Source organism: Streptomyces sp. NPDC055400 (genome assembly GCF_053644375.1).
In genome coordinates, this window is record NZ_JBSHLM010000017.1 from 99,853 (window position 1) to 118,661 (window position 18,809).

An 18,809-nucleotide genomic window follows, 5' to 3' on the forward strand; every position below is an offset into this window, starting at 1 on the left:
ACCACCACCACCGCGAGGCACACCTCATGAACTGGGACGACACGACCGACGCGACGCCCGACACCGAGCGGCTCGTGGGATCTGTCGCCGACGGCGAGGACCAGGCGGTCGAGGCCGCCCTGCGCCCCAAGGACCTGGGCGAGTTCATCGGCCAGGAGAAGGTCCGTGAACAGCTCGACCTGGTCCTCAGGGCGGCACGCGCGCGTGGTGCCACCGCCGACCACGTCCTGCTCTCCGGCGCGCCCGGCCTCGGCAAGACCACGCTCTCCATGATCATCGCGGCCGAGATGGGCGCCCCCATCCGGATCACCAGCGGCCCGGCCATCCAGCACGCCGGCGACCTGGCCGCGATCCTCTCCTCCCTCCAGGAGGGCGAGGTCCTCTTCCTCGACGAGATCCACCGCATGTCCCGCCCCGCCGAAGAGATGCTCTACATGGCGATGGAGGACTACCGGGTCGACGTCATCGTCGGCAAGGGTCCCGGCGCCACGGCCATCCCGCTGGAGCTGCCCCCGTTCACCCTCGTCGGCGCCACCACGCGCGCGGGCCTCCTGCCCCCGCCGCTGCGCGACCGCTTCGGCTTCACGGCGCACATGGAGTTCTACGAGCCGGCCGAGCTGGAGCGTGTCATCCACCGCTCGGCGAACCTCCTCGACGTGGAGATCGACCCCCAGGGCGCCGCCGAGATCGCCGGCCGCTCCCGCGGCACCCCCCGTATCGCCAACCGCCTGCTGCGCCGGGTCCGCGACTACGCGCAGGTCAAGGCCGACGGCCACATCACCCGTGACATCGCCGGGGTGGCCCTCGGCGTCTACGAGGTGGACGGCCGCGGCCTCGACCGGCTCGACCGCGCCGTCCTCGAAGCGCTGATCAAGCTCTTCGGCGGCGGCCCCGTCGGCCTCTCCACCCTCGCGGTCGCCGTGGGGGAGGAGCGCGAGACGGTCGAGGAGGTCGCCGAACCCTTCCTCGTACGAGAAGGTCTGCTCGCCCGTACGCCGCGGGGCCGGGTCGCCACGCCCGCGGCCTGGGCCCACCTCGGCCTCACGCCGCCCCAGCAGACAAGGGGAACAAGCGGACAAGGGGACCTGTTCGGGACGTGATCGCGCAGGGTAGTCGCCAGGTCAGGAACCCCGGTGCCATGCTGAGCGTTGTTCCTTGAGTGCGGACTCGCTTAGACTCCGCCGATGCCGCCCTTGTGGACGGCGTGCCCACCCCCATCCAACAGGCCGCCTACGTGCGCGGTCGTGCGAAGGAATTTCCGTCCCGTGAATATCGTGACCCTCCTCCCGTTCATCGTGCTCATCGGGGCCATGTTCCTGATGACCCGCTCCGCCAAGAAGAAGCAGCAGGCGGCAGGCCAGATGCGGGACCAGATGCAGCCCGGTTCCGGCGTCCGCACGATCGGGGGCATGTACGCCACCGTCAAGGAGGTCCACGACGAGATGGTCCTTCTGGAGGTGGCCCCCGGCGTCCACGCCGTCTACGCGAAGAACGCGATCGGCGCCGTCCTGGCCGACGACGAGTACAACCGCATCGTCCACGGCACCGAGAGTGACGACAACGATGACCACGACGCCCTCGGCGCCGATGGTGCGATCGTGCCGGACGACGCTTCCTCCCTCACCGAGACCGACGAGCCCGCCGACGCCTCGGACGACTCGCGCATCGACCTCGACAAGAAGGACGAGGCTGCTGCCACTGACGTAGCCTCCGAGGCCGACGGCGTTGAGCCGAAGAAGACCGACGGCGAGTCCGACGCGAAGTAGTCACGCCCCCAGGACCGCGCGCGCCCGCTCGCGCTCCGCGGTCCCGGACGTGTGATTTCCGCACGGATTCTCGACACCATTTCATGGCCGTCCGGGCACGTACCCCGCTGCGGGACGGATGGAGAGGGAGAACGAGAAGGTGGCAGCACCCAAGAAGGGCCGAAGTCACGGCGCCCAGAGCAGGCCGGGCCGCACACTGGCCTTCATCCTGATCGCGATGGTGGCGCTGACCGGCGGGATGTTCCTGTCCGGCCACACCACGCCGCGCCTGGGCATCGACCTCGCCGGTGGTACGAGCATCACGCTCAAGGCGAAGAGCGAGCCGGGTCAGAAGAACGCGGTCAACCAGACCAACATGAACACGGCCGTGAGCATCATCGAGCGCCGCGTCAACGGTCTGGGTGTCACGGAGTCCGAGGTCCAGACCCAGGGCTCGGACAACATCATCGTCAACATCCCCAAGGGGACGAACGAAGCGCAGGCGCGCGAGCAGGTCGGCACGACCGCCCAGCTCTACTTCCGCCCCGTGCTCACCGTGGCCGCCGGTGCGCCCACTCCCGAGCCCTCCGCCAGCCCTTCCGGCTCGGGCAAGAACAAGGCGACCGACAAGGCCACGGACGGCAGCAAGGACAAGGCGTCCAGCACGCCGACCCCCACGCCGACCGCCTCCGCGACCTCGCAGGGCCGCGCCGTCACCGATGCTCTGAAGGCCGACTCCTCACCGTCGCCGAGCGCCAGCGCCTCCGCGAGCGGCAAGCCCACCCCCTCGGCCAGCCCCACCCCGGACGCGGCCACCGCCGCACTGCAGAAGAAGTTCACGGACCTCGACTGCACCGACAAGGCCGCCCGCAGCCAGGTCACCTCGGGCGTCAAGCCCGAGGACACCGCCGTGGCGTGCGGTAAGAACTCGTCCGGCCAGTGGGAGAAGTACATCCTCGGCCCCGCCGAGGTGAACGGCAAGGACGTCGACAAGGCGCAGGCCACGATCAACCAGCAGACCGGCGCCTGGGTCGTCAACATGGACTTCACGAGCGGCGGCTCGAAGAAGTTCGCGAAGATCACCAGCAAGCTCTCGCAGCAGCAGCCGCCGATGAACCAGTTCGCCATCGTGCTCGACGGCGACGTGGTCTCGGCCCCCAGCGTCAGCTCGACCCTGAGCGGCAGCGCGGAGATCTCCGGCAGCTTCGACCAGCAGTCCGCCCAGGACCTCGCCAACGTGCTGTCCTACGGTGCCCTCCCGCTCTCCTTCCAGGAGCAGAGCGTCACGACGGTCACCGCGGCCCTCGGCGGCGAGCAGCTGCACGCCGGCCTGATCGCCGGCGCCATCGGCCTCCTGCTGGTCGTCATCTACCTGGTGGTCTACTACCGCGGCCTGGCGCTGATCGCGCTCGCCTCGCTCCTCGTGTCCGCGGTCCTCACCTACGTGATCATGACGCTCCTCGGCCCGGCCATCGGCTTCGCGCTGAACCTGCCGGCGGTCTGCGGTGCGATCGTGGCGATCGGAATCACGGCGGACTCGTTCATCGTGTTCTTCGAACGCATCAGGGACGAGATCCGTGAAGGCCGCTCGCTGCGGCCCTCCGTCGAGCGCGCCTGGCCGCGGGCCCGGCGCACGATCCTGGTCTCCGACTTCGTGTCGTTCCTCGCCGCCGCGGTGCTGTTCGTCGTCACCGTCGGCAAGGTCCAGGGCTTCGCGTTCACGCTCGGCCTGACCACCGTGCTCGACGTGGTCGTCGTCTTCCTGTTCACCAAGCCGCTGATGACGATCCTGGCCCGCAAGAAGTTCTTCGCGAACGGACACCCGTGGTCCGGGCTCGACCCGAAGCGCCTCGGCGCCAAGCCGCCACTGCGCCGCACACGCCGTGCCCCCGGCTCTCCCGTAGGCCCTGTCAACACGAAGGAGGCGTGAGATGTCGAAGCTCGGCCATCTCGGCGCCCGGCTCATCCGCGGTGAAGTCGGCTACGACTTCATCGGCAAGCGCAAGATCTGGTACGGCATCTCGATCCTGATCACCATCACGGCCATCGTCGGCCTGGCGGTGCGTGGTCTGAACATGGGCATCGAGTTCGAGGGCGGCGCGGTCTTCACCACCCCGAAGACCAGCGTCTCCGCGGGCGTGGCGGAGCGCTCCGCCGAAGCGGCCTCCGGGCACGACGCGATCGTCCAGGAGCTCGGCACCGGCGGTCTGCGCATCCAGGTCTCCGGCGTGGACACCGCCAAGTCCGACCAGATCAAGACCGAACTCGCCAAGGACCTGAACGTCCCCGAGGCGAAGATCAACGCCGACCTCGTCGGGCCCAGCTGGGGCGAGACCATCGCCAACAAGGCATGGACCGGCCTGATCGTGTTCATGATCCTCGTGGTGATCTATCTGGCCATCGCCTTCGAATGGCGCATGGCCATCGCGGCCCTGGTCGCACTGATCCACGACATCACGATCACGGTCGGGATCTACGCCCTGGTCGGCTTCGAGGTCACCACCGGCACGGTGATCGGTCTGCTGACCATCCTCGGTTATTCGCTCTACGACACGGTGGTGGTCTTCGACTCCTTGAAGGAGGGCACGAAGGACATCACCAAGCAGACCCGCTTCACCTACAGCGAGATCGCCAACCGCTCCATCAACGGCACGCTGGTGCGTTCGATCAACACCACGGTCGTCGCGCTGCTGCCCGTGGCGGGCCTGCTGTTCATCGGCGGCGGCTTCCTCGGCGCGGGCATGCTCAACGACATCTCGCTGTCGCTGTTCGTCGGCCTCGCGGCCGGTGCGTACTCGTCGATCTTCATCGCCACTCCGCTCGTCGCCGACCTCAAGGAACGCGACCCGCAGATCAAGGCCCTGAAGAAGCGCGTGCTCGCCAAGCGCGCGTCGGCTGCCGCCAAGGGCGAGTCGGCCGAGGCCCCGGCGCCGCAGGACGACGACTACGACTACGACGACGACCAGTCGGACGGCGAGGCGGCGACCGCGGTCGTCGGCCCCCGCCACCAGCCGGCGTCGCGCAACCGCGGCCGCGGGCGGCCCTCGGGGAAGCGCCGATGACGGAGCTCGCAGAACTCTCGACGCTGCTGCTCAGCCGCATCCGCGATGTGCCGGACTACCCGGAGCCGGGCGTGATGTTCAAGGACATCACCCCGCTCCTGGCGGACCCGTCGGCCTTCACGGCGCTCACCGGCGCCCTCGCGGAGCTCTGCGTCGCGAACGGCGCCACCAAGGTCGTCGGCCTGGAGGCGCGCGGGTTCATCCTGGGCGCCCCCGTGGCCGTACGCGCCGGGCTCGGCTTCATCCCCGTACGCAAGGCCGGCAAGCTCCCCGGGGCGACGCTCAGCCAGTCGTACGACCTGGAGTACGGGTCGGCCGAGATCGAGGTGCACGCCGAGGACCTGGTCGCGGGTGACCGCGTCATGGTGATCGACGACGTCCTTGCCACCGGTGGGACGGCCGAGGCGTCGGTGCGTCTCATCCGGCGCGCGGGCGCCGAGGTCGCCGGCATCGCCGTCCTGATGGAGCTGGGTTTCCTGAGCGGCCGCGAGCGGCTGCTCCCGGCCCTCGACGGAGCCCCGCTGGACTCACTGCTCATGGTCTGAACACCTGGTCACAGGCGTAAAGGCGGGCCCGGAGGAATCCGGTGCCCGCCTTTTGCGTTTCTCCAGTTGAAAGCCGTCCCACCGGCCGAAGGCGAGCGGGCGGCCCAGTGTCGATACCATGGGCTCTCCGGGACCTGAACGGGGGACCCGTCGCGCACGAGGAGCGCCGTTGCCAGACGAGGCCAAGCCACTCTCCCCCAGCGCCGAGCGCGTGGGGGTACCCACAGCCGCCAAGCCCGACCAGAAGGCCGACCAGGCCGCGGCTGCCCCAGCCGCGCCCGCGAAGCCCGGCAGGACCGGGCAGAGCGCAACCGGCACGCCGGGCGGCAAGGCGGCCGAGCAGCAGCCGCGCCCCAAGCCTCCCGCCGACAAGCGCCCGGCCCCCGGCCCCAAAGCCGCCGCCCCGGCCCCGGCTGCGCCGCCCACGCCGCCCGTGGTGCGCCCCGCGGCGGGCCAGCCCGCCCGCTCCGGCTCCTCGAACCGCGTCCGTGCCCGCCTCGCCCGTCTCGGCGTGCAGCGCTCGAACCCGTACAACCCCGTTCTCGAGCCGCTGCTGCGGATAGTGCGCAGCAACGACCCGAAGATCGAGACGTCCACGCTGCGCCAGGTCGAGCGCGCCTACCAGGTCGCCGAGCGCTGGCACCGCGGGCAGAAGCGCAAGAGCGGCGACCCGTACATCACGCACCCGCTCGCGGTGACGACGATCCTTGCCGAGCTCGGCATGGACCCCGCGACGCTCATGGCCGGCCTGCTCCACGACACGGTCGAGGACACCGAGTACGGCCTGGACACCCTGCGCCGCGACTTCGGCGACCAGGTCGCCCTGCTCGTCGACGGCGTCACCAAGCTGGACAAGGTGAAGTTCGGCGAGGCCGCGCAGGCCGAGACCGTGCGCAAGATGGTCGTCGCGATGGCCAAGGACCCGCGCGTCCTGGTCATCAAGCTCGCCGACCGCCTGCACAACATGCGCACGATGCGGTACCTCAAGCGCGAGAAGCAGGAGAAGAAGGCCCGCGAGACGCTGGAGATCTACGCTCCGCTGGCGCACCGCCTGGGCATGAACACCATCAAGTGGGAGCTGGAGGACCTCGCCTTCGCGATCCTCTACCCCAAGATGTACGACGAGATCGTGCGTCTGGTGGCCGAGCGCGCGCCCAAGCGCGACGAGTACCTCGCCATAGTGACCGACGAGGTGCAGAGCGACCTGCGCGCCGCCCGCATCAAGGCGACCGTCACCGGCCGCCCGAAGCACTACTACAGCGTCTACCAGAAGATGATCGTCCGCGGCCGTGACTTCGCGGAGATCTACGACCTGGTGGGCATTCGTGTCCTTGTCGACACGGTGAGGGACTGTTACGCCGCCCTCGGCACGGTGCACGCGCGGTGGAACCCGGTCCCCGGCCGGTTCAAGGACTACATCGCGATGCCCAAGTTCAACATGTACCAGTCGCTGCACACGACCGTGATCGGCCCCAACGGCAAGCCTGTTGAGCTGCAGATCCGTACGTTCGACATGCACCGCCGCGCCGAGTACGGCATCGCGGCGCACTGGAAGTACAAGCAGGAGGCCGTCGCCGGTGCCTCCAAGGTGCGCTCCGACGCCCCGAAGGGCACGGGCAAGGACGACCACCTCAACGACATGGCGTGGCTGCGCCAGTTGCTCGACTGGCAGAAGGAGACGGAGGACCCGGGCGAGTTCCTGGAGTCCCTGCGCTTCGACCTCTCGCGCAACGAGGTCTTCGTCTTCACGCCGAAGGGCGACGTCATAGCGCTCCCGGCCGGCGCGACCCCGGTGGACTTCTCGTACGCGGTCCACACCGAGGTCGGTCACCGGACCATAGGAGCACGGGTCAACGGGCGGCTCGTACCGCTCGAATCGACCCTGGACAACGGCGACTTGGTGGAGGTCTTCACCTCCAAGGCCGAGGGCGCGGGCCCGTCCCGCGACTGGCTCGGCTTCGTCAAGTCGCCCCGGGCGCGCAACAAGATCCGTGCCTGGTTCTCCAAGGAGCGCCGCGACGAGGCGATCGAGCACGGCAAGGACGCCATCGTCCGCGCCATGCGCAAGCAGAACCTGCCGATCCAGCGCATCCTCACCGGCGACTCGCTGGTCACGCTCGCGCACGAGATGCGCTACCCCGACATCTCGTCCCTGTACGCGGCGATCGGCGAAGGCCACGTCACCGCGCAGAGCGTCGTCCAGAAGCTCGTCCAGGCCCTCGGCGGCGAGGAGGCCGCCAACGAGGACATCGCCGAAAGCGCACCCCCGTCGCGCGGCCGCTCCAAGCGCCGTGCGAACGCCGACCCCGGCGTGGTCGTCAAGGGCGTCGAGGACGTCTGGGTCAAGCTGGCCCGCTGTTGTACGCCCGTCCCCGGCGACCCCATCATCGGCTTCGTCACGCGCGGCAGCGGCGTATCGGTGCACCGCAGCGACTGTGTGAACGTCGAGTCGCTGTCCCGTGAGCCCGAGCGGATCCTCGAGGTCGAGTGGGCGCCCACGCAGTCCTCGGTCTTCCTCGTCGCCATACAGGTCGAGGCACTCGACCGCTCGCGGCTGCTCTCGGACGTGACCAGGGTCCTGTCCGACCAGCACGTCAACATCCTGTCCGCGGCCGTGCAGACGTCCCGCGACCGGGTGGCCACCTCCCGCTTCACCTTCGAGATGGGCGACCCCAAGCACCTGGGTCACGTCCTGAAGGCGGTCAGGGGAGTAGAGGGCGTCTACGACGTGTACCGGGTGACGTCGGCGCGCAGGCCGTAGCCGACAGACATGGGAAGGGCCCCCGGCGCTCGGCGCCGGGGGCCCTTCCCATCATGCGATGACTGCTCAGCCGCCGAACTCGTGCAGGCCCTTGAGCGCCTGGTCGAGCAGCGCCTGACGGCCGTCGAGCTCACGCTCCAGCTTGTCGGCCTTCGCGTTGTTGCCCTGCGCGCGGGCCGTGTCGATCTGCCCCCGCAGCTTGTCGACCGCGGCCTGCAGCTGACCGGTGAGCCCCTCGGCACGCGCGCGTGCCTCCGGGTTCGTCCGGCGCCACTCGGTCTCCTCGGACTCCTGCAGTGCCCGCTCCACGGCGTGCATCCGGCCCTCGACCTTCGGACGCGCGTCGCGCGGCACGTGGCCGATGGCCTCCCAGCGCTCGTTGATCGAGCGGAAGGCGGCGCGGGCCGTCTTCAGGTCCCCGATCGGCAGGAGCTTCTCCGCCTCGTCGGCGAGCTCCTCCTTGAGCTTGAGGTTCTCGCCCTGCTCGGCGTCCCGCTCGGCGAAGACCGAGCTGCGCGCCGCGAAGAACACGTCCTGGGCGCCGCGGAAGCGGTTCCACAGGTCGTCCTCGTGCTCGCGCTGGGCGCGGCCCGCGGCCTTCCAGTCCGTCATCAGCTCGCGGTACCGGGCGGCCGTGGTCCCCCAGTCGGTCGAGCCCGACAGCGACTCGGCCTCGGCGACCAGCTTCTCCTTGGCCTGGCGGGCGTCCTCGCGCTGCGCGTCCAGCGACGCGAAGTGCGCCTTGCGGCGCTTCGAGAACGCCGAGCGCGCGTGCGAGAAGCGGTGCCACAGCTCGTCGTCCGACTTTCGGTCCAGACGCGGCAGACCCTTCCAGGTGTCCACCAGCGCCCGCAGCCGTTCGCCGGCCGCGCGCCACTGCTCGCTCTGGGCCAGCTCCTCGGCCTCGGTGACCAGGGCCTCCTTGGCGTGCCGCGCCTCGTCGGACTGCTTCGCCTTCTGGACCTTGCGCTCCTCGCGGCGCGCGTCGACGGTCTCGACGAGCTTGTCCAGGCGCTTGCCCAGAGCCTCCAGATCGCCGACGGCGTGCGCATCCGTCACCTGCTCGCGCAGGTGCTCGATGGCGGTCGTGGCGTCCTTCGCCGACAGGTCGGTCGTCTGCACCCGGCGCTCGAGGAGCCCGATCTCGACGACCAGGCCGTCGTACTTGCGCTTGAAGTAGGCGAGGGCCTCGTCAGGAGAACCTGCCTGCCACGAACCGACTTCACGCTCGCTGCCGTCGGCCGAACGCACGTACACGGTCCCCGTCTCATCGACGCGGCCCCACGGGTCGCTGCTCACAGCGCCTCCTCCACATGATGCCTGCGGGGCGCCTTGGGGCCCCGGGCATCGTCCACAGTTTCGTCACGGCCAACATAGGCGACCGGCGGGGCGGCTGTCCGCATCCCGCGCGACCGAAATTTCACCGCCGGCGGTCAGGATTTCTTCACGGTCGCCTTGTCGATCACGACAGTGGCGTTCGGGGCGCCGTCGCCCTGCCCGGTGCTCTCACCTGCGGCGGCGATCTTCTTGAGCACCTTCATGCCGGAATCGGAAATGGTCCCGAACGGTGTGTAGCTCGGCGGCAACTGACTGTCCTGGTACACGAGGAAGAACTGGCTGCCGCCGGTGTGCTTCTGGCCCGTGTTCGCCATCGCGATCGTGCCCGCCGGATACACGTTCCCCTTCAGGCTTTTGTCCTTCAGGTTCTCGTCCGGGATCGTGTAGCCGGGACCGCCCGCGCCGGTGCCCTTCGGGTCGCCGCACTGCAGGACGTAGATCCCGTTGGTGGTGAGCCGGTGGCACTTCGTGTGGTCGAAGTACCCCTTGCCGGCGAGGAAGTCGAAGGAGTTGACCGTGTGCGGCGCTTCCTTCGCCTTGAGGTCGATGCCGATGTCACCGCACGTCGTCGCGAGGTTCATCGTGTAGCCGGCCGACTTGTCGATGGTGAGCGCCGGCTCCTTCTTCCAGCTGAGCGGCTTCACCTTGCCCGCGGCGGGCTTCTCGCACGGGTCGGCGGCCTTGGAGGGGCTCGCGCTCGGCTCGGAGGCCGCCGTGTCCTTCGCGTCCTTGCCGTCGAAGGCCCCGGCGGCGAACGCGCCGGCGCCCGCCACCACGACCACGGCCAACGCCGACGCGATCACCGTGTTGCGTGTGCGCGCCCTGCGCCGCGCCGACTCCCGCCGCTGCTGCTGCCGCAAGAACTTCTCCCGGGCGAGCTGTCGCCGCCGCTGATCGTTGCTGACCACCGGGTCTACTCCTCGTACGTCGCGAGACCTGAATCCGCACCGATCCGAAGTGATCGAACGGGACGAACCGGGTCTGAACTGGACCTGTTACGACCGCCTGCTGTGTGCCCGTACCGTATATGGGTTAGCTGTGGAATCGGCAGCGCCGGTAGGCTCTGATCTGCCGCATTCTTCTGCGGACACACTTCCGCCGGACGACATACGAAGGACGATCGTGCTGATTGCCGGGTTCCCCGCCGGGGCCTGGGGCACCAACTGTTACCTGGTTGCCCCCGCCGCGGGTGAGGAGTGCGTGATCATCGACCCCGGCCACCAGGCCACCCAGGGAGTCGAGGACGCGCTCAAGAAGCATCGGCTCAAGCCGGTCGCCGTCATCCTCACGCACGGCCACATCGACCACGTCGCCTCCGTCGTCCCCGTGTGCGGGGCCCATGACGTCCCGGCGTGGATCCACCCCTCCGACCGCTACATGATGAGCGATCCGGAGAAGGCGCTCGGCCGCTCCATCGGCATGCCGCTGATGGGTGAGCTGACCGTGGGGGAGCCCGACGACGTGCGGGAGCTGAGCGACGGCGCCGGACTGAAGCTGGCGGGTCTCGACCTGACCGTGGCGCACGCGCCGGGTCATACCAAGGGGTCGGTGACCTTCACGATGCCCGAGAGCGCGGACGTCCCGTCCGTGTTCTTCTCCGGGGATCTGCTCTTCGCCGGCTCCATCGGACGCACCGATCTGCCCGGTGGCTCCATGGACGACATGCTCGAATCGCTGGCACGCGTGTGCCTGCCGCTCGACGACCGGACCGTGGTGCTCTCCGGGCACGGCTCCCAGACGACCATCGGCCAGGAGCGCGCCACCAACCCGTATCTGCGGCAGGTGGCCGCCGGCCAGGGAACCTCCTTCGAGGCTCCCCGACGAGGAATGTGACGAGAGACTTCCGTGAGCACCTTTCAGGCCCCCAAGGGCACGTACGACCTGCTTCCCCCCGACTCCGCGACGTACCTCGCGGTGCGCGACGCCATCTCCACCCCGCTGAGGAACTCCGGCTACGGCTACGTCGAGACGCCCGGCTTCGAAAACGTCGAGCTGTTCGCGCGCGGTGTCGGTGAGTCCACCGACATCGTCACCAAGGAGATGTACGCCTTCGAGACCAAGGGCGGCGACAAGCTCGCCCTGCGGCCCGAAGGCACCGCGTCCGTGCTGCGTGCCGCCCTGGAGGCCAACCTCCACAAGGCCGGCAACCTCCCGGTGAAGCTCTGGTACTCGGGCTCGTACTACCGCTACGAGCGCCCCCAGAAGGGCCGTTACCGGCACTTCTCGCAGGTCGGCGCCGAGGCGATCGGCGCCGAGGACCCGGCGCTCGACGCGGAGCTGATCATCCTGGCCGACCAGGCGTACCGCTCGCTCGGGCTGCGCGACTTCCGCATCCTGCTGAACTCGCTCGGCGACAAGGAGTGCCGGCCCGTCTACCGCGCCGCGCTCCAGGACTTCCTGCGCGGCCTCGTCCTCGACGAGGACACCCTGCGCCGCGCCGAGATCAACCCGCTGCGTGTTCTCGACGACAAGCGCCCCGAGGTCCAGAAGCAGCTCGTCGGCGCGCCCTCGCTGCGCGACTACCTGTGCGACGGCTGCAAGGCGTACCACGAGCAGGTCCGTGAACTCCTGACCGCCGAGGGCGTCGCGTACGAGGACGACGAGAAGCTGGTCCGCGGGCTCGACTACTACACGCGCACCACGTTCGAGTTCGTCCACGACGGTCTCGGCTCGCAGTCCGCGGTGGGCGGCGGCGGCCGCTACGACGGCCTGTCCGAGATGATCGGCGGCCCGTCGCTGCCGTCCGTCGGCTGGGCGCTCGGCGTCGACCGTACGGTCCTGGCGCTGGAGGCGGAGGGTGTGGAGCTCGAACTCCCCTCCACCACCAGCGTGTTCGCGGTCCCGCTCGGCGACGAGGCGCGCCGTGTCCTCTTCTCCAAGGTGACGGAGCTGCGCCGGGCCGGCGTCTCTGCCGACTTCTCGTACGGCGGCAAGGGCCTCAAGGGCGCGATGAAGAACGCGAACCGCAGCGGCGCCCGCTTCACGATCGTCGCCGGCGAACGCGACCTCGCCGACGGTGTCGTCCAGCTCAAGGACATGGAGTCGGGCGAACAGGAGGCGGTGGCGGTCGAGGAGATCGTGACGGTCCTGAAGGGCAAGCTGGCGTAGCCGGGCCTGTGGGACGGACGAAGGAGCGGGTCACTCGAGTGACCCGCTCCTTCCTGTTCGTGCCCTTCGTCTCGTCTCTGCTCGTGCCGAGTGTGTCGTCATGTCAGGGACCGCCCCGTCGGAGCGAACGCTTCGGGACCGTCGGCCGTACATGCTTATGCCCATCGAACGGTGGACGCACAGGAGCGTGCGGCAGAATAGGGCTGCCAGCAGGCCACCACCTCAAGCGACGGAACGGCGTGATGAGCAGGACGACCACGGCAAGCGACAGTGCCTCTTCGACCGGCGACGACGGAGCGGGCGCTCCCCGCAGTGCCGGGGGCTCCCTGGGTTTCGCGCTGCTTCTGGTGATCACCGGTGCGGCGGGGCTGCTCGCGGCGTGGGTCATCACGATCGACAAGTTCAAGCTGCTCGAGGACCCGAACTTCACGCCGGGCTGCAGTCTGAACCCGGTGGTGTCGTGCGGGAACATCATGAAGAGCGAGCAGGCGGCGGTGTTCGGGTTCCCGAATCCGATGCTGGGGCTCGCGGCCTACGCGGTCGTGATCTGTGTGGGGATGAGCCTGCTGGGGCGGGCGCGGTTCCCGCGCTGGTACTGGCTGACGTTCAACGCGGGCACGCTGTTCGGGGTCGGGTTCTGCACGTGGCTGCAGTTCCAGTCGCTGTACCGGATCAACTCGCTGTGCCTGTGGTGCTCCTTGGCGTGGGTCGCCACGATCGTCATGTTCTGGTACGTGACGTCGTTCAACGTGCGCAACAAGTTCCTGCCCGCGCCGTCCTGGCTGCGGTCGTTCTTCGGCGAGTTCACGTGGGTCCTTCCCGTGCTGCACGTCGGGATCATCGGGATGCTGATCCTGACCCGCTGGTGGGACTTCTGGACCAGCTGACAGGCGGCCTGGGCCCTGCTTCACGGGGCCGGGCGGGATTGTCAGTGGGGTGACATAGGGTTTCGACGTGGAGCCCGACCTGTTCACCGCCGCAGCCGAAGACCGCCAGGAGAAGGACCCGTCCAGCAGTCCCCTGGCCGTCCGGATGCGCCCGCGCACCCTCGATGAAGTAGTCGGCCAGCAGCATCTGCTGAAGCCGGGCTCACCCCTGCGCCGTCTCGTGGGGGAGGGCGATCGAGCCCACGGCGGGTACAGCCCTGCCGGGCCTTCGTCGGTGATCCTCTGGGGCCCGCCGGGCATCGGTAAGACGACCCTCGCGTACGTCGTCTCCAAGGCGACGAACAAGCGTTTCGTGGAGCTCTCCGCGATCACCGCGGGCGTCAAGGAGGTACGGGCCGTCATCGACGGCGCCCGCAGGGCGCTCGGCGGCCACGGCAAGGAGACCGTCCTCTTCCTCGACGAGATCCACCGTTTCAGCAAGGCCCAGCAGGACTCCCTCCTGCCGGCCGTCGAGAACCGCTGGGTCACGCTCATCGCGGCGACGACCGAGAACCCGTACTTCTCGATCATCTCGCCGCTCCTGTCCCGCTCCCTGCTCCTCACCCTCGAATCACTCACGGACGACGACCTGCGCGCACTGCTCCGGCGGGCGCTCACCGAGGAGCGCGGTCTCGGCGGCGCGGTCACGCTCCCCGACGAGGCCGAGAGCCACCTGCTGCGCATCGCGGGCGGCGACGCGCGCCGGGCTCTCACCGCCCTTGAGGCGGGCGCGGGTTCGGCCCTCGCCAAGCAGGAGAAGGAGATCACCCTCCAGACCCTGGAGGAGTCCGTCGACCGCGCCGCGGTCAAGTACGACCGGGACGGCGACCAGCACTACGACGTCGCGAGCGCCCTGATCAAGTCCATCCGCGGCTCCGACGTGGACGCCGCCCTGCACTATCTGGCCCGCATGATCGAGGCGGGTGAGGACCCCCGTTTCATCGCCCGCCGCCTGATGATCTCCGCGAGCGAGGACATCGGCCTCGCCGACCCGACGGCGCTGCCCACGGCCGTCGCGGCAGCCCAGGCCGTCGCGATGATCGGCTTCCCCGAGGCGGCGCTCACCCTCAGCCACGCCACCATCGCTCTCGCTCTGGCCCCCAAGTCGAACTCGGCTACGACGGCGATCGGCGCGGCGATGGAAGACGTACGCAAGGGTCTTGCCGGCCCGGTCCCGGCCCACTTGCGTGATGGCCATTACAAGGGTGCGGCCAAGCTCGGTCACGCGCAGGGGTACGTGTATCCGCACGATGTGCCTGGTGGCATCGCGGCCCAGCAGTACGCGCCGGACGCGATTGCCGGCCGGCGGTATTACGAGCCCACGCGGTACGGGGGCGAGGCGCGGTACGCGGACGTGGTCGAGCGGGTGCGGGAGAGGCTGCGGGGCGAAGGCGGGGGCTGAGCGTGGGCTGCCGGGCGCGGGTGCGCTGTGGGCTGGTCGCGCAGTTCCCCGCGCCCCTTCAGGGCGCTACCTCGGCCTGCGCCACTTCAGGGCACGTACCCCGGTCCGCAGCACACCGGGGCACCCTGTAAACTCTCCGAAGCGCTGCGTCTCGCGTCCGGCCCCGGCCGGCACCACCAGAGCGGGACATGCAGCCGGAACCCCGACGCCGCAAGGCATGGGGATCCAGGAGCGTCGCGCACCGTCGATAGGTGTCGCGGGCAGCCCACCACCATCCCGGCTTCCGGGAAGCGGTCGGTGGGCCACTCGCGTGCTGCACGTATGTGCCCAGACCAGGGAGCGGCTGCCTGCCCCGTCCGCACGGACAAGGCGGGTTTCCCCGGCTGCGGATGCGACCTCCCTTAACCCTGGTGAAGCCGTATCCACACAGAACAATGAGGTGTTTGGTTCATGACGAACCAGTCCCGCCCCAAGGTCAAGAAGTCGCGTGCCCTCGGTATCGCGCTGACCCCGAAGGCCGTCAAGTACTTCGAGGCCCGCCCCTACCCGCCGGGCGAGCACGGCCGCGGCCGCAAGCAGAACTCGGACTACAAGGTCCGTCTGCTGGAGAAGCAGCGTCTGCGCGCGCAGTACGACGTGTCCGAGCGCCAGCTCGTCCGCGCCTACGAGCGTGCCGCCAAGACGCAGCTCAAGACCGGTGAGGCCCTGGTCATCGAGCTGGAGCGTCGTCTCGACGCCCTGGTTCTGCGTTCGGGCATCGCCCGCACGATCTACCAGGCCCGCCAGATGGTCGTTCACGGCCACATCGAGGTCAACGGTGGCAAGGTCGACAAGCCGTCGTACCGTGTCCGTCCCGACGACGTCGTGATGGTCCGCGAGCGCAGCCGCGAGAAGCCGCTGTTCCAGGTCGCGCGTGAGGGTGGCTTCGCCCCCGACGGCGAGATCCCGCGTTACCTCCAGGTCAACCTGAAGGCCCTGGCCTTCCGTCTGGACCGTGACCCGAACCGCAAGGAAATCCCCGTGATCTGCGACGAGCAGCTCGTCGTCGAGTACTACGCCCGCTGATCATCCGGCGGACGTAGCACTTCCTGCGTCTCAGCCCGTCGTCTCCCCGCCCTGCACGGTCGGGGAGGCGGCGGGTTCGCGCGTTTCCGGGCCCGGATGCGCGGCGCGCGGCCCCGGCACCACGGCCGGCCGCGATGCGGTGTCCCGCCCGAGCGCCCGCTGAACCGCCTCCCCGGGCTCAAGGCGCGCCCCGGCGGCGACGAACGACTCGAACCGCGTGTCGCCGAGGATCGCCCGGGCGTCCGACGCGCACCGTTCGTGCGGCGCGTTGTAGTGCGCCGAGCCGAACAGCGGCAGCCCCACCGACGCCCAGATCCGGCCGGCCGCGCCCTGCAGCAGCGCCGCCTCGCGCGCGTCCCCCTCCGACACCGTGACGAGTGCCAGCAGCTCGATCGTCAGGACCGTGCCCAGCAGGTCGTCGAACGTGTCCCCGATGACGAGGCACTCGCGCAGCAGCTGCCGTGCCCGCACCAGATCGCCCTTGGTCCACTCCGCGTACGCCAGGACGTACAGCGCGTACGCCAGCGTCCACCGCTCGCCGTGGTCCTCGCAGATCAGCCGCACGTCCTCGCACAGCTCGACCGCCGTGGCGAGATCTCCCCGGAACGCCACGGCCATCGCCAGCTCGACCTGGCCCATCAGCACGCTGCTGTTCAGCTCACCGATCTCCCGGTAGCCGGCGAGGGCCGTCCGCAGGAGTTCCTCGGCGCGCGGCAGATCGTCCGTGACCAGCGCCAGGCAGCCCCTGCGGTGCTCCGCGTACGCGACCGCCGTGGCGTCGCCGACACGTTCCGCCTCGTCGCGGCACTCCTGGAGCGCGGCCAGCGCGGGCACCGTGTCGCCCTGGAGGATCGCCACATAGCCGAGCACCCACAGCGCCTTCAGCCGGGACCTGGCGAAGTCACCGTCCTCGCTCTCGGCGTCGAGCTCCACACTGCGCTCCAGCCAGTGCCGACCCTCCGACAGACGGCCGCAGCCCGCCCAGAAGAACCACAGCGTGCCCGCGAGGTACTGCCCCAGATGCGTCTCGCCCGGCTCCGTCAGACAGAACTCCAGCGCGGCGCGCAGATTCGGCAGCTCCGCCCCGATCTGCGCCGCCACCTGCGCCTGCCGCGGCGAGAACCAGTCCAGCTCGCACCACGTGGCGAGGCCCATGTACCAGTCGCGGTGACGGCGCCGCATCCGCGCGGTGTCGCCCGACGCCTCCAGCCAGTCCGCGCCGTACGCCCTGACCGTGTCGAGCATGCGGTAGCGCACCACGGAGCCCGCCTCCTCGCGGATCACCACGGACTGCGCGATCAGCCCGGACAGCACATCGAGGACCGCTTCGGCGTGCAGCCCGTCCCCACTGCACATGTACTCCGCCGCGTCCAGGTCGAACTGCCCGGAGAACACCGAGAGCCGCGCCCACAGCAGTCGCTCCTGCGCCGTGCACAGCTCATGGCTCCAGCCGATCGCCGTCCGCAGCGTCTGATGCCGCGGCAGCGCCCCGCGCGCGGCGCCCGTCAGCAGCCTGAACCGGTCGTCGAGCCGGTCGAGCAGGTCCGCGGGCGACAGCGCCCGCAGCCGCCCCGCCGCCAGTTCCACCGCGAGCGGCAGACAGTCGAGCCGCCGGCACACCTCGACGACGACCGTCCTGTTCCCGTCGTCCAGGGCGAAGCCGGGCAGCAGCGCGGCGGCCCGGTCGGCGAAGAGCTCCGCCGCGTCCGCCGTACCGAGCGGCGCCAGCGGGAAGACACGTTCCCCTGCGACGGACAGCGGCCTGCGCCCCACCGCGAGGATCCGCAGCCCCGGCGCCGCACCGAGCAGTTCGGTGACGAGTGAGGCGCACGCGTCGACGAGATGCTCGAACCCGTCGATGACAAGCAGGAGTTGACGCTGTCCGAGGTGGTCGAGAAGGACCTCGCGCTGCGGGCGGCTCGTGTGGTCGGTCAGTTCGAGGGCCGCGGCGAGCGCGTACTCGGCCAGGTGCGGCTCGCGCACCGTGGCGAGGTCCACCCGCCGGACGGCGTCGCAGCCCAGGCGTTTTGCGGCCAGGGCCGCCGATCTCGCGGCGAAGCGGGACTTGCCGACTCCGCCGGCACCGGTCACGGTGACCAGGCGGGCCGCATCAAGAGCCCGCGTGAGCTCCGCGAGTTCATCGGCCCGGCCGACGAAGCGGTTGAGCTCGAGGGGGAGGTTGCCGGGCGGGGTGGAACCCTCGGGCCCGTCGGCTGGGCGCAGTTCGCGTCGCATGAGGTACGGAGCGTACTCATGCGTAAGCACTCCGTACAATCGGTACGCGTAACTCCGCCCGCGGTGAGAGGTAATCCGGTACGGAGCGCGGACCCCGGCGCGATAGGCTCGGGAGACGACTTTTCGATGTTCAGGAAGCGGTGCTAAGTGTCCGGTGGAGAGGTGGCCGGGATCCTGGTGGCCGTCTTCTGGGCGATCCTGGTCTCCTTCCTCGCGGTGGCTCTGGCGAGGCTGGCCCAGACGCTCAGGGCGACCACCAAACTCGTGGCGGATGTGACCGAGCAGGCGGTCCCGCTGCTTGCCGACGCCTCCGCGGCCGTGCGTTCCGCGCAGACGCAGATCGACCGGGTCGACGCCATCGCGTCGGACGTCCAGGAGGTCACGTCGAACGCGTCGGCGCTGTCCTCCACCGTCGCCTCCACCTTCGGTGGCCCGCTCGTCAAGGTGGCCGCCTTCGGCTACGGCGTGCGCCGGGCGATCGGCCGCAAGTCCACGGGTGCCTCCGCAGCCGAAGCGCCCGCCAAGCCGTCCCGCCGTACCGTGATCGTGGGCCGCGCCGTCCCGTCGGCGCGGCGCAGCAAGCAGGCCACGCGCAACAACCGGAATAAGAGGGACTGACGCA

The 18,809-nt window shown here is 69.7% G+C and carries 15 protein-coding genes; 12 read left to right on the forward strand and 3 right to left on the reverse strand.

Annotated features, from left to right (window positions below):
* Nucleotides 1-26 precede the first annotated feature (26 nt).
* The 6 genes from ruvB (at nucleotide 27) to ACWIGU_RS35860 (ending at nucleotide 8,113) form a co-directional block, all read left to right on the forward strand.
* Nucleotides 27-1,100: a Holliday junction branch migration DNA helicase RuvB gene (gene ruvB / locus ACWIGU_RS35835; RefSeq protein ID WP_454405843.1), complete on the forward strand. Its 1,074-nt coding sequence runs from the start codon at nucleotides 27-29 to the stop codon at nucleotides 1,098-1,100.
* Between the two features lie 165 nt (nucleotides 1,101-1,265).
* Complete coding sequence (gene yajC / locus ACWIGU_RS35840; RefSeq protein ID WP_454405845.1) at nucleotides 1,266-1,766, forward strand: preprotein translocase subunit YajC; 501 nt, start codon at nucleotides 1,266-1,268, stop codon at nucleotides 1,764-1,766.
* 139 nt (nucleotides 1,767-1,905) lie between these two features.
* A complete protein-coding gene (gene secD / locus ACWIGU_RS35845) occupies nucleotides 1,906-3,675 on the forward strand; it encodes a protein translocase subunit SecD (protein WP_454405846.1) in 1,770 nt (589 codons plus the stop codon).
* 1 nt (nucleotide 3,676) lies between these two features.
* On the forward strand, nucleotides 3,677-4,807 hold the full coding sequence (gene secF / locus ACWIGU_RS35850) for a protein translocase subunit SecF (RefSeq protein ID WP_454405847.1): 1,131 nt from the start codon (nucleotides 3,677-3,679) through the stop codon (nucleotides 4,805-4,807).
* Nucleotides 4,804-5,352, forward strand: coding sequence for an adenine phosphoribosyltransferase (locus ACWIGU_RS35855; RefSeq protein WP_356272280.1), 549 nt, complete (start codon nucleotides 4,804-4,806; stop codon nucleotides 5,350-5,352). Before secF ends, ACWIGU_RS35855 begins: the two co-directional genes overlap by 4 nt.
* A 169-nt stretch (nucleotides 5,353-5,521) precedes the next feature.
* Complete coding sequence (locus ACWIGU_RS35860) at nucleotides 5,522-8,113, forward strand: RelA/SpoT family protein (protein WP_454405848.1); 2,592 nt, start codon at nucleotides 5,522-5,524, stop codon at nucleotides 8,111-8,113.
* 66 nt (nucleotides 8,114-8,179) lie between these two features.
* Here the strand turns inward: ACWIGU_RS35860 and ACWIGU_RS35865 are convergent, their stop codons facing one another.
* Together ACWIGU_RS35865 and ACWIGU_RS35870 are read right to left on the reverse strand one after the other, a co-directional pair.
* Nucleotides 8,180-9,412 (reverse strand): DUF349 domain-containing protein, encoded by a 1,233-nt coding sequence (locus ACWIGU_RS35865; protein ID WP_326776708.1) that lies wholly within the window; start codon nucleotides 9,410-9,412, stop codon nucleotides 8,180-8,182.
* A 134-nt stretch (nucleotides 9,413-9,546) separates the two neighbouring features.
* A complete protein-coding gene (locus tag ACWIGU_RS35870; protein WP_356272274.1) occupies nucleotides 9,547-10,359 on the reverse strand; it encodes a peptidylprolyl isomerase in 813 nt (270 codons plus the stop codon).
* 214 nt (nucleotides 10,360-10,573) lie between these two features.
* Here ACWIGU_RS35870 and ACWIGU_RS35875 point away from each other — a divergent pair, with 214 nt between their 5' ends.
* From ACWIGU_RS35875 to rpsD, 5 genes are all read left to right on the forward strand, one after another.
* A complete protein-coding gene (locus tag ACWIGU_RS35875) occupies nucleotides 10,574-11,284 on the forward strand; it encodes an MBL fold metallo-hydrolase (RefSeq protein ID WP_454405850.1) in 711 nt (236 codons plus the stop codon).
* 12 nt (nucleotides 11,285-11,296) lie between these two features.
* Complete coding sequence (gene hisS, locus ACWIGU_RS35880) at nucleotides 11,297-12,559, forward strand: histidine--tRNA ligase (RefSeq protein ID WP_454405851.1); 1,263 nt, start codon at nucleotides 11,297-11,299, stop codon at nucleotides 12,557-12,559.
* A 242-nt stretch (nucleotides 12,560-12,801) separates the two neighbouring features.
* Nucleotides 12,802-13,446, forward strand: a complete 645-nt coding sequence (locus tag ACWIGU_RS35885) for a vitamin K epoxide reductase family protein (protein ID WP_454405852.1) — start codon at nucleotides 12,802-12,804, stop codon at nucleotides 13,444-13,446.
* Between the two features lie 67 nt (nucleotides 13,447-13,513).
* Nucleotides 13,514-14,887, forward strand: coding sequence for a replication-associated recombination protein A (locus ACWIGU_RS35890; protein ID WP_454405853.1), 1,374 nt, complete (start codon nucleotides 13,514-13,516; stop codon nucleotides 14,885-14,887).
* A 450-nt stretch (nucleotides 14,888-15,337) separates the two neighbouring features.
* Nucleotides 15,338-15,952, forward strand: coding sequence for a 30S ribosomal protein S4 (gene rpsD / locus ACWIGU_RS35895; RefSeq protein ID WP_100597404.1), 615 nt, complete (start codon nucleotides 15,338-15,340; stop codon nucleotides 15,950-15,952).
* A 30-nt stretch (nucleotides 15,953-15,982) separates the two neighbouring features.
* Here the strand turns inward: rpsD and ACWIGU_RS35900 are convergent, their stop codons facing one another.
* Nucleotides 15,983-18,187 (reverse strand): ATP-binding protein, encoded by a 2,205-nt coding sequence (locus ACWIGU_RS35900; protein ID WP_454405854.1) that lies wholly within the window; start codon nucleotides 18,185-18,187, stop codon nucleotides 15,983-15,985.
* A gap of 147 nt (nucleotides 18,188-18,334) precedes the next feature.
* Between ACWIGU_RS35900 and ACWIGU_RS35905 the strand changes: the two genes are divergently transcribed.
* On the forward strand, nucleotides 18,335-18,805 hold the full coding sequence (locus ACWIGU_RS35905) for a DUF948 domain-containing protein (RefSeq protein ID WP_454405855.1): 471 nt from the start codon (nucleotides 18,335-18,337) through the stop codon (nucleotides 18,803-18,805).
* Nucleotides 18,806-18,809 lie beyond the last annotated feature (4 nt).